At 58.7% G+C, this 10806-nt stretch carries 8 protein-coding genes; 3 read left to right on the top strand and 5 right to left on the bottom strand.

Going from position 1 to position 10806, the window contains the following annotated elements; genetic code table 11:
• From KI811_RS13390 to KI811_RS13410, 5 genes are all read right to left on the bottom strand, one after another.
• Window positions 1-582 (bottom strand): transposase (locus tag KI811_RS13390; RefSeq protein WP_246551758.1); only part of this gene is annotated, 582 nt, incomplete at its 3' end.
• A 563-nt stretch (window positions 583-1145) separates the two neighbouring features.
• Window positions 1146-1385: a GlsB/YeaQ/YmgE family stress response membrane protein gene (locus KI811_RS13395; RefSeq protein WP_214186985.1), complete on the bottom strand. Its 240-nt coding sequence runs from the start codon at window positions 1383-1385 to the stop codon at window positions 1146-1148.
• A 53-nt stretch (window positions 1386-1438) separates the two neighbouring features.
• Window positions 1439-2728 (bottom strand): clostripain-related cysteine peptidase, encoded by a 1290-nt coding sequence (locus KI811_RS13400; RefSeq protein ID WP_214186986.1) that lies wholly within the window; start codon window positions 2726-2728, stop codon window positions 1439-1441.
• A gap of 83 nt (window positions 2729-2811) precedes the next feature.
• Window positions 2812-4701 (bottom strand): nSTAND1 domain-containing NTPase, encoded by a 1890-nt coding sequence (locus KI811_RS13405; RefSeq protein WP_214186987.1) that lies wholly within the window; start codon window positions 4699-4701, stop codon window positions 2812-2814.
• 1 nt (window position 4702) lies between these two features.
• Window positions 4703-5632, bottom strand: coding sequence for an SIR2 family NAD-dependent protein deacylase (locus KI811_RS13410; RefSeq protein ID WP_214186988.1), 930 nt, complete (start codon window positions 5630-5632; stop codon window positions 4703-4705).
• Between the two features lie 424 nt (window positions 5633-6056).
• On the opposite strand from KI811_RS13410, the gene KI811_RS13415 reads away from it, so the two are divergent.
• From KI811_RS13415 to KI811_RS13425, 3 genes are all read left to right on the top strand, one after another.
• Window positions 6057-7427 carry a cytochrome-c peroxidase gene (locus KI811_RS13415; protein WP_214186989.1) on the top strand — a complete coding sequence of 457 codons (1371 nt, stop codon included), beginning with the start codon at window positions 6057-6059 and terminating at the stop codon, window positions 7425-7427.
• A 299-nt stretch (window positions 7428-7726) separates the two neighbouring features.
• Window positions 7727-9172 carry a glyceraldehyde-3-phosphate dehydrogenase gene (locus KI811_RS13420; RefSeq protein ID WP_214186990.1) on the top strand — a complete coding sequence of 482 codons (1446 nt, stop codon included), beginning with the start codon at window positions 7727-7729 and terminating at the stop codon, window positions 9170-9172.
• Between the two features lie 224 nt (window positions 9173-9396).
• Window positions 9397-10794 carry a sensor histidine kinase gene (locus tag KI811_RS13425; protein WP_214186991.1) on the top strand — a complete coding sequence of 466 codons (1398 nt, stop codon included), beginning with the start codon at window positions 9397-9399 and terminating at the stop codon, window positions 10792-10794.
• Window positions 10795-10806 lie beyond the last annotated feature (12 nt).

Below are 10806 nucleotides of genomic sequence, written 5' to 3' on the forward strand. Positions count from 1 at the left end.
TTGAGAAGTTCTCTCCCAGGGAGTGGTACACTTTTCAATTCCCGTAACTGGTACACTTTTACGTTCCCATTGACACGGTGACTCTTGATCGTCATCCTTGGGTTTGAAGCTCTTGAGGGAGGCCCACGCCTGGATCAGGGTGCCGTCAACGCTGAAGTGATCTTTGGAAAGCAGCTTGTTGAGCTTGGCCTGCTCAAGGATTTCCGCCAGAAACTTTGCGGCAACATCGGTCTCGATCAACCGCTCCTGATTCGTGCTGAAGCTGGAATTATCCCAAATCGGCTCATCCAGGCCCAGGCCAAGGAACCAGCGAAACAGGATGCTGAAGTGAATCTGCTCAACCAGCCTGACGTTACTGGGAATCGAGTACAGCACCTGAAGCAGCATGGCTTTGAGCAAGCGCTCCGGCGGAATCGAGGGCCGGCCAGTATGGGAGTACATCTTACTGAACACCGGCGAAAGGTTTTCCAGTGCCGCATCTACCATCTGCCGAATCGGCCGAAGGGGATGGTCTTTGGGAACGAAGGATTCCGGCGAGAGATAAACGAACAAAGCATCAGATGGTTGCTCAAAACCGCGCATATTTATTCTCCTGGAATATCAGCTGGTTATGCGCAACATAATAGCACGAAACTGTGTCAAAGTGGTCGTAAATACTGATAGTTTTTCAAAGACCTGATATAGGATGCTTGCTTCTTATATAGGAAACCGCGGTGGCAACCTATATAGGAAACTCTTATTGACCAGCCCTGGCCATCCTATCATCTGCTGCCGAAAAAGTGAATTGATCCATAAAAGCTTTCCAATCGCCACTATATGACGTCTCTATATTCATGTCAAAGGAGAAACCGACCAAAACAAAGGGGCCGCGTCTCAATTCCGGACACTGTCACGAACTGAGACGCGACCCCTGGAATCGCCCTTGATTCAATGGGAGCTATCGCGTTTACCTCCTTAATCCAGCTAAGCGCATCACCCGAACTTCATTTCATGCACTACACGCAACGATTGATTGAATCATCGAACGTTCTCATGACCTTAACCAGCACCCCCTTCAGCCCCCGCGTTTATAGGCTTCAAAGTGCCGTTGAGAGGTAATCCCAAGTGTTCGAAACCTTTCTGACCCAGCCGGACTAACCGGTCAGTCAGCGTTTGATCAGGCGGAGCACGAACAGCAAAACGATAGCACCTACCGTTGCGGTGACGAGCTGGCCCAGCATCCCGTAGGCGGAGAGGCCGAGAAGACCGAACAGGAATCCACCGAGGAGTGCACCTATGACACCGACGATGAGGTCTCCGGCGAGGCCGAACCCACCACCTCTCATGATCTGGCCGGCCAACCAGCCGGCAGCTACTCCAATCAGTAGAAACCAGAGTATGCTCATTGTTCTTCCTCCTGGGTGAACGCCAAATGGAGGTCGATGGCCCTGAAACCCCTCTACCTCCCCAGCCCCGCCAAATACGCCACCAGAAACTCGTCCCAGGCGGTCTTCTTGGTGAAGTCCAGGGTCTTGTAGAGGGGTGAGAGCTTCCGTTTGGGGAAGTAGATGGAGATCCCTCCGGAGTTGTCCACGCCCGTCCCCTTGTACCCGGCGGCGACGATGGCAGCGGCGGCGGCATCCTTGACCTTGGCGCAGGCGGTTTTGGCCGCCGGGCTGGCTACCCCTTTGCCGATCAGATCGCAGAGGTCGAGGAGATCGCAGTAGTCGTCGTAGGGGCGGCTGTACTCCTGGACCTGTGACCGGGCATTGACGAGGGCTGTGCGGGAGGCGGCGTCGCCCAGGGTTCCCGTCAGCGCCTTTGCCAAGCCGTCCATGGCCGTGGCCAGGGGGTTGAGTGCCAGGAGTTTCATGGCCGACTGGGTCACGTTTTCGTTGGTCTTGTAGGAGGCCAGGTACTGGGCGACGATGGTTTTCGAGAGCTCTTCCGGAGTCATGGCCGGCTTGGCTGCCAGGGCCTTGAGGATGCGGTCGTAGGGCCACCCGTCGCCGGGCTCGGTCTCTTCGGAGCCGACGCTGTAGTCGGCCACGTCGCGCATCTGGTAGGCCACCTCGGCCATGCTCATGAGGCAGGCGTCCATGCCGACGATGTCGATCTTTTTCTTGAGCTTTTTCTTGATGGCGGTCATCACCTTCTTCAGTTCGATGTTGTCGAGGAAGTCCTGGGCCTGGTCGTCGAAGGCGATTCCCCGCTGCTTGATGGCGGCTTCCACCGTGGTGCTGAAGAGGGCACGGCGGGTGCGTCTGATGCCGGCCCGGGCCTGGGCCAGGGGAAGGGCCTTGGCGCCGGCGGTGGCCCCGCGGGTGGCCACGGGCTGGGCCTTGCGGGATACGGGGGGCGCGGCCCCGCTGAAGACGTCCCCCTGGTAGAGGTTGGCGTCATCCCACCCGGCGCCGTGGTTCCAGAGGACCAGCAGGTAGTGGTCGGCCGGGTAGTTGGCGACCCCCCAGGTGACGAAATCCTCCAGCACCTTCGGGTCTCCCATGTTGGTCTCCCCCAGGGACTGCACCGCATCCTTGGCCAGGGGGGTCCCCTGTTTCAGGCAGTAGCGGACGGTTGCCTGCTTCGCACCGGCCCGGTCGAACTGGGCAAGGACGGCGATCTTGTCGGTGGTCCCAACGGTTTTCATCTCCTTCAGGTCCACAACGCCGGCGCTGTCCAGGTTGTTGTCGCCGGCGAGATAGACCATGATGGTCCAGTTTCTTTGGGTATTTGCTTTCGTGGCCATGGCGTCCTCCTTGAGCTGTAAATACTCTTCATAAATGTAAGTATAGGGCCGAAATGGTCCGGTTCAAGAGGGCTCCAGGCATTTCATTCCGGCATCATCACCTTCCTCATATCGATTATGGCAAGTGTCGGAGCCTCTTCCGGGTCGGAGTATTCTATGAGTGCGATGACATTGATGGTTCCCCAGCCGTCGTAGGCGACGGTGAAATTGTCATCGGGTCCGGTCGCCACCAGTTGAACAGTGAAGGTGGGATGCGCCATGCGATAGGTGATGGAGGAAATCGACTTTTTCCCCCCAGGGATCGACGCAGGATCAGGAAAGAGCTTGAAGTTGTACACATCACGGCCGTCGGGGTTTTTGAACCCAAGGCTTTTGTACGTGACCTTGAACTTGATCTTTCTGTTGAAGAGTTCAGGGGTTGACGCGGACAGTCGGTCAAGATTCCTGAACGGTTCATCGGAAAGGGCAGCTTTTATCAAGGCAATGCTATCCTTGATTCTATGGAGCCGGTGTTCTGCCAGTCTCTGTGAACTGACTGCCATGTCCCGGGACCGGCCTGCTTCTGTCCGCTGCTGGAAGGCATAGAAGGTCAGACCGGCAAGGAGGGCCATGACGCACAGGGCCGCTGTGGCAACGATGCGCATCTGCCTCGACTTTACCTTCGACTGTTGAAGCTCCAGCTCCCGCTTTCTCTCTGCCCGCTCCTGGTCGTGTTTTTTCTGCTCCTCTCTCCGGATTTCTTCCACGGCCTGCTGCTCCACGAACCGCCGGCGCCAGTCCAGAACCGCCGGGGCGAGAACGTCGTGAAATATCTCGTAACTGGGCGGCGTTGCTGCCTGGCCCGCGGGCGGGGCGATGGTGCGGAGAATCCGGCTTTCCGAGAGGAGGGTTACCACCGGGATGACCTGGTCCGCCAGGTCGCCGGCCCATTTGCCCAGGTCATCGAGGCGGCAGGCGACCTTTGTGCCCGAAGGGGTTACCAACCGGTCGAAAAAGCCGGCGCACAGGGTCTGCTCCCGGGGCTCGAGCTTTGCCATCACCGCATCCAGATGGGTCCGCACGATCTCCTGGGCGCCCCCCAGCCTCTGGAGTGTCGCCAACCGGAGGGTGCGCGAGTTGGCGCCCAGTTCTTCCTCCCACAGGCGCGTAAGGACAAGCTGCAAAAAGGGGGTCTCGATCCGGGTGTCGTCCTCCGCATCTTGGGGCTGGCCGGCTCCCGCCGCTGGGGCGAGGGATACGGAGCCCGACCGAACCTGGTCGATGATGGTGCTGACCAGCTCATCCTCGATGGTCATGGCCGATTCTGGTTTGTCCTGACGATCGTTATAGGCCGCGAGCGGTTTGCGTATGGCATCCTCCGCGGCGGCTGCGTCCAGATGCCGCAGGCGCAGGAGATTTCCCATGAGGTTCGGTATGCGCGCCCGGAAGCGGTCAAGTCGCGACAGCCCGTCCTCCCGCAGGGCCAGGAGAAAGTTGGCGTCGATATCGTCGCGATTCACCGCCCGGGCAAATTCGCCGTCAAAGGGGTTAGACGCGTCCGATTCGGGGTGGTAGAGGAAGTACTCCTCGAACTGGTCGAGGAGGATGAGAATGGTGACGCCGGACTCATTGCCGGCGCTGAAAAGAAGCTCGTCCAGGGGGATATCCACGTTTGTCTTCACGGTCTTCCCGGTTGCCAGCGCAACGCTCTTCAGGCACTCGCCCTTGAGGGCGGTCAGGAAGTCGGGTCGCTGCCAGTCGCGGAACACGACCACGGCAGTCCGGGGCTTTGCCCGGAGCAGGGGTACGACCCCGGCCATGAGGACCGAGCTCTTGCCGACGCCGCTGGCACCATAGAGGACGGTCATGGCCGAAGCGTAGAGGTTTGAGGCGATCACGCGCTGGTCCCGCTCACGGCCGAAAAAGAAGTCCCGTTCCTCTTCCGTGTAGGGCTGAAGCCCCACATAGGGGCAGAATGAATCCGGCAGTGTCATGCTACCCTCCCTGCTGTTTCATCTTCAGGGTGAACTCATCCAGGGTGAGGTCGAAGATGCTGACGTTTCGCTTCTCCCAGAGCTTGCGGGCCAGTTCCGACGGCTTGAACTGTATCGCCCACGAGGGGAGCGTCTCCTCGTCCTCATCGCCTATGCGCCTGGGCGAAAAGCATTTGCTCAGGTTTTTCAGGATGACTCTCAGGTTCCAGTCACTGAGGCTGTAACCGAGGAAGAGGAAGCTCCTCTCCCGAAAATGATCGTAGAAGATGGCGGGGATAGCCGTATTCGCCGTCATCCGGGAGAGAAATTCCACGTAATCCTCCTCCGTTATCACGAAGTTGTCCCACTTGTCGGTATCAGGCTCCAGGGTGCCGTGCATCTTGTAGATGACGGTCGTCTTTGCGAGATCCAGGTCCAGGTCGTTGGGTGCCTTGATGAGCGGCTCGGTTTTGCCGTGGGGCCACCAGAGAACGGCATTGGCGATGTCTTTGCGGTCGGCGGGATAGATCACCAGGTCGTAAGGTTTGCCGGCCTTCTGGAAGGCCTGCTCAAGGAGGGTGTCGTAATTGGTTGCCACGATGACCTGATGGGCCGGAACGGAGGCCAGGAACGTGTGGAGCTCTCCGGGCTGATAGGCGTGGTTGAGGACTTCGCGCAGGCGTTCCCGGAGAAGGCGGCGCCCCGAAACATCGGCGTAGTAGGACGTTACCTTGGCCAGGTCATCCCGGTCTCCCGGATACTCGGAGGGGAACATGGTTTCGGTGGCGAGGAAATTCGACAACTCCCGCCCGCTGGGAAGGAATGCGGGGTTCCGGGGGTCCCAGGGGGTGTCCGCGGAACGCCCCGCCATGGAGGCTCCCGCTCCCAGAAACGGGACGACCTTCCCTGCTTTCATGCGGTTCCAGATGACGCCATAGGGTGGTTCAGCCATACAATACCTCACAAGAAATCATAGAGAGTTTGCTCGAAAATAAGCATTCCAGGCTCGCATCCCGTCTTATCCGGTCGCATTGTTCAGTATAGGACTGTCTGGCGACTCTTCAAGGAAACGGGCTGAAATGAGGACGTTATTTCAATGGCGCTTCTCCGTTGACACCCCGACATCGCACGGTAGTATTGGTTGTTGTTAAGATTTGATTCGTTGAGCCGGACCCTTCGGCAAGAAGGAATCTGATGATTCCCCTTCCGGCCCGGCGTCGACGGAAATGGCGACTGTTGTGGATTGCGGCTGACTTTTGCCGATCGCTTCTGCGGGGAGGAGGTGAAACAACCGCACCGGAATGTGCGTTGGCCTGTCTCTGCGGTGTCGGGTGCACCGTCGACGGTAAAAATTCTAACTCAAAGGAGGACCAGGGATGGTCACAAAGAGACTATTGGCTACGGCAGCGACGCTGCTTCTCACCGCCGGAGGAGCGGCGGCGGGGACATCGGAATTGACGTGCAAGGAAGCGGTGGGGAAGAAGATATTCTTCGACCAGAGGCTTTCCGTTAACAAGAACCAGGCGTGTGCCGCGTGCCACGCCCCGGAGGTCGGCTGGACCGGTCCTGACCAGGAGATCAATAAGCATGGCGCGGTTTATGAGGGGTCGGTCATGGGGCAGTTCGGTAACCGCAAGCCGCCCAGCTCGGCCTATGCCACAACGAGCCCCTTCTTCCGGCTGGTGAACGTTTCCGATGCGGCGTTTGCGGGCGGAAACTTCTGGGACGGCAGGGCCACCGGCGCGAAACTGGGGAACCCGGCCGCCGACCAGGCCCAGGGACCGTTTCTGAACCCGAAGGAGCAGGCCCTTCCGGATGCCGCATGCGTGGTGTACCGGGTGTGCAATTCGGACTACGGCATGCTTTTCCAGCAGGTCTGGCCCGGTGCGTGCGATATTGACTGGCCAACCACCATCGATTTCGAAAGCGCCTGTTCAAATCCGTCCCAAGGGCCGTTCAGCCTGGATGCCATGACCAGGGCGAAGGTTGATGTGGCCTACAACGACGTTGCGTACTCCATTGCCGCCTATGAGGACTCCAAGGAAGTGAACGCCTTCTCGTCCAAGTATGACGCCCACTTGAATGGGAAGGCCGACCTGTCGGACAAGGAAAAATGGGGGCTCAGGCTTTTTAATGGCAAGGGAAAGTGCGCCAATTGCCATATAAGCACCGTGGAACAGAAATGTGCCGGCGGCAATGACTGCGTCTCTTCACGATGCCCCGACCCTGTTGACCGTGACAGGATTTCTTGCGGGAAGGGATATCCTCTCTTCACGGATTACACGTTCGATAACCTGGGAGTTCCGAAAAATCCCGAGAACCCGTTCTACGGCCAGCCTGAAGGCGGCCCGAACTGGATTGATCCGGGGCTGAAGGGGTTCCTCTCTACCCGCATGGATTTTGCCATGTATGCCGACAAGAACTTCGGCAAGCACAAGGTGCCGACCCTCAGGAACGTGGACAAGCGCCCCTATCCGATGTTTGTCAAGGACTACGGGCATAACGGCTACTTCAAGAGCCTGAAGGAGATTGTCCACTTCTACAATACCAGGGACAAGTTTCCCACCTGCAACCCGGGTGATCCTGGGGAGAAAATGACCTGCTGGCCGGCTCCGGAAGTCTCCGACAACGTCAACAAGACCGAATTGGGAAATCTCGGCCTGAGCGACATGGAAGAGGACGCCATCGTCGCGTTCATGAAAACCCTCTCGGACGGTTACCGGCAGTATAATCAGGATTCTCAGTGAGCAACCGACGTGGAGTCCCGGCCGGGGCTCCACGTTCCTTCTTCCGGCCACGCTTTCCTTCTTCAAGTCTCATGTATGATCAATCTCTCCTTCTGTATTTACTTTAACTAAAATTAACATGCCCATGGTCTACTGCTGGTGTCGGGGGCAGGCGTTGATGTAGAAATTTGGTCATGTCAGCGTCTGTCCGCCAGGCTGTCACGAGCATGGGAATTATATGTTGTTCACTGTGCCTAAATTTTGTAATACTAGGGCGCCCCTGAACATCCTATGGAAATCCACCCGGAAGGAGTTGTTATATGAACAACCAGATGCAGGTGACCTACCTCAAGGAATGGCAACACCTGGAGGAGTGTGCCGAACGCATGCTCCCCCTGATCGGCAGGCTCTACCGCGAGCATAACGTCGTGACCACGGTCTACGGCCGCACCCTCGTCAACAGCACCACCATCGACATCCTCAAGTCCCACCGGTTCGCCCGGCTGATTCTCGATGACGAGCTTTCCGTGCTCGACACCTTTCCCATTGTGGAGGCAATGGCACGGCTTGACCTGGCCCCGGCCCGGGTCGACATCGGCAAGCTGACCGCCCGCTACAAGGCCGAGGGGGGCGGGATCGGCGTTGACGACTTCGTGCGCCGGGAGCTGGCATCGGTCAATACCGGTCGCAGCCCCATCCTGAGCGAGCCCCGTGACATCGTCCTCTACGGTTTCGGCCGCATCGGCCGCCTCCTTGCCCGGATCCTCGTGGAGAAGGCGGGAAGCGGCGAGAAGCTGCGGATCAGGGCCGCCGTGGTCCGCAAGGGAGGGGCCGACGACTTGGCCAAGCGGGCGAGCCTCCTTCGCCGCGACTCGGTTCACGGCCATTTCAACGGCATCATCACCTTTGACGAGGAAGAGAACGCCATCATCGCCAACGGCAACATGATCCGGATCATCTACGCCGACTCCCCCGAAAGCGTCGACTACACCCAGTACGGCATCCACAACGCCATTCTCATCGACAACACCGGCAAGTGGCGCGACCGTGACGGACTTGGCCGGCACCTGAAGGCCCCGGGGATCGCCAAGGTGGTCCTCACCGCCCCGGGCAAGGGGGATATCCCCAACATCGTGGCCGGCGTGAACAATGAGCTGATCACCCCGGAAGAGAATCTCTTCTCCGCGGCCAGCTGCACCACCAACGCCATCGTGCCGGTGCTCAAGGCGGTCAACGACCGGTTCGGCATCGTCAGCGGCCACGTGGAGACCTGCCACTCCTACACCAACGACCAGAACCTGATCGACAACTACCACAAGGCGTCCCGCCGGGGCCGGAGCGCTCCCCTCAACATGGTCATCACCGAGACCGGCGCCGCCAAGGCCGTGGCCAAGGCGCTCCCCGAACTGACCGGCAAGCTGACCGGCAACGCCATCCGGGTGCCGACCCCCAACGTCTCCCTGGCCATCCTCAACCTGGAACTGGCACAGGAGGCAAGCGTTGCGGAGATCAACGGCTACCTGCGTAAAATCTCCCTGGATTCAGCGCTCCAGAACCAGATCGACTACACCAATTCGTCCGAGGTCGTTTCCAGCGATTTCGTCGGCTCGCGCCATGCCGGCGTGGTCGATTCCCTGGCGACCATCTCCCAGGGGAAGCGCTGCGTCCTCTACGTCTGGTACGACAACGAATTCGGCTACAGCTGCCAGGTGGTCCGCATGGTCCAGAAGATGGCCGGTCTGGAACTGCCGTCAGTGCCGAACTGATAAGGCGACGCCATATCCTGGTTTGCAACGGAAGGGCACCCCACGGGGTGCCCTTTCTGCTGTCCGGCGTTATTCTTCACGAGCAGGCACTCCGTTCCAACAGTCTGCACCTGCAGACTTGCGGTATATGATTTGAGGATTGTAATAATTGTAAGTCCATGAAATAATATCTTCTTTTTTTGATTACCGTCACACATCCGGAGCCGACGCTCCCAGGAGGAATGATGCAGGACCGCCGCGAGGACACACTCCCCGCTAGAGACCGATTCGATTCAGACGCCAAGAGATGGGGTGTTGCGAAAGTAGTCGCCATCTACCTCTCATTCGGTGCCGTCTGGATGCTTGTCAACGCCGCATGGATGGGATCCGGAGCGGGGATGGTGCAGCAGGGGCTCTTTATTCTGTTGTCTGCCGGCCTGGTGGCGGTTCTCGTGCATCATCTCACGCGGAAGATAGAACGGGTCCGGAGCATGCTGCGGGAGGGTGAGCGCCGGTTCTATCAACTGGCTGAACTCCTGCCGCAACCGGTCTATGAGGCAGATCTGGATGGACGCATCACCTTCGCCAACCGCAAGGCATTCACGGCCTTCGGGTTTACCGAGGAAGATTTCGCCCAAGGGATAAATATCCTGAAAGCAGTTGCTCCCCACGATCAGGATCGGGTCAACCATAACCGAGCCGGCCTCCTTGCCGGAGTTCACACTCCCGGAACGGCCACCCAGTACACGGTCCGCCGCAAGGACGGAAGCACGTTCCCGGCAATTGTCTGCACCGCTCCTCTCTTCAGGAAGGGGAGCCCCGTCGGCACCTGCGGTGTCGTTGCCGACATCAGTGAACAGAAGCAGAGAGAGGCGGAGATATCCCGCCTGAACCTGGAACTGGAGCAGCGGGTTCAAGAGCGCACTGCCGAGCTTGCATCGGCCCTGAAACACATGGAATCGTTCTCCTATTCCATTTCCCATGACCTGCGGGCACCGCTCTGCGCCATCGAGGGGTTTTCCCGCGTTCTCATTGAGGATTTTGACGAGCAACTCCCTCCCAGGATGCTCCTGTACCTTCAGCGAATATCCCACAACGTCCATCGGATGGCCTCCCTCATCGACGACATTCTGGCCTTCTCCCGCTACAGCCTCGCTCCACTGCAAAAGCGCACGGTTCAGATCACGAACCTGGCACGTGCGATTCTGGATGACCTCCTCAACGGGCAGGAAAACCGCCGGATCCATGTAACGATCGGTGATCTCCCTCAATGTGAGGCTGACCCGGCCCTCTTGCATCAAGTCCTCTTCAACCTGCTGGAAAACGCGCTGAAGTATTCCCGCTACTGTGATCCGGCACATGTTGAGGTCAACGTGTTGCTGGACGGACCGACGCCGGTCTATTTCGTCCGGGACAACGGTGCCGGCTTTGACATGGAATATGCCCATAAGCTGTTTGATGTATTCGAGCGGTTACACGGGCAGGATGAGTTCGAGGGGACAGGCGTCGGGCTGGCTATTGTGAAGAACATCATCCAGCGGCACGGGGGCGAGGTATGGGCCGAAGGAGCCGTCGGCCAGGGTTCCACCTTTTACTTCACCCTGGCACCGGCATCGGATTGCCGTAGTTGCCAGTCATCTTGATGAAGCACTCCC

Origin of the sequence: Geobacter hydrogenophilus, from assembly GCF_018501225.1 — a bacterium.
GTDB classification, from domain to species: domain Bacteria; phylum Desulfobacterota; class Desulfuromonadia; order Geobacterales; family Geobacteraceae; genus Geobacter; species Geobacter hydrogenophilus.

What these genes read in the sequence shown, in the direction of transcription:
- KI811_RS13395 (WP_214186985.1), bottom strand. Translation starts at nt 1,385, where the DNA reads ATGAGCATACTCTGGTTTCTACTGATTGGAGTAGCTGCCGGCTGGTTG.
- KI811_RS13400 (WP_214186986.1), bottom strand. Translation starts at nt 2,728, where the DNA reads ATGGCCACGAAAGCAAATACCCAAAGAAACTGGACCATCATGGTCTAT.
- KI811_RS13405 (WP_214186987.1), bottom strand. Translation starts at nt 4,701, where the DNA reads ATGACACTGCCGGATTCATTCTGCCCCTATGTGGGGCTTCAGCCCTAC.
- KI811_RS13410 (WP_214186988.1), bottom strand. Translation starts at nt 5,632, where the DNA reads ATGGCTGAACCACCCTATGGCGTCATCTGGAACCGCATGAAAGCAGGG.
- KI811_RS13415 (WP_214186989.1), top strand. Translation starts at nt 6,057, where the DNA reads ATGGTCACAAAGAGACTATTGGCTACGGCAGCGACGCTGCTTCTCACC.
- KI811_RS13420 (WP_214186990.1), top strand. Translation starts at nt 7,727, where the DNA reads ATGAACAACCAGATGCAGGTGACCTACCTCAAGGAATGGCAACACCTG.
- KI811_RS13425 (WP_214186991.1), top strand. Translation starts at nt 9,397, where the DNA reads ATGCAGGACCGCCGCGAGGACACACTCCCCGCTAGAGACCGATTCGAT.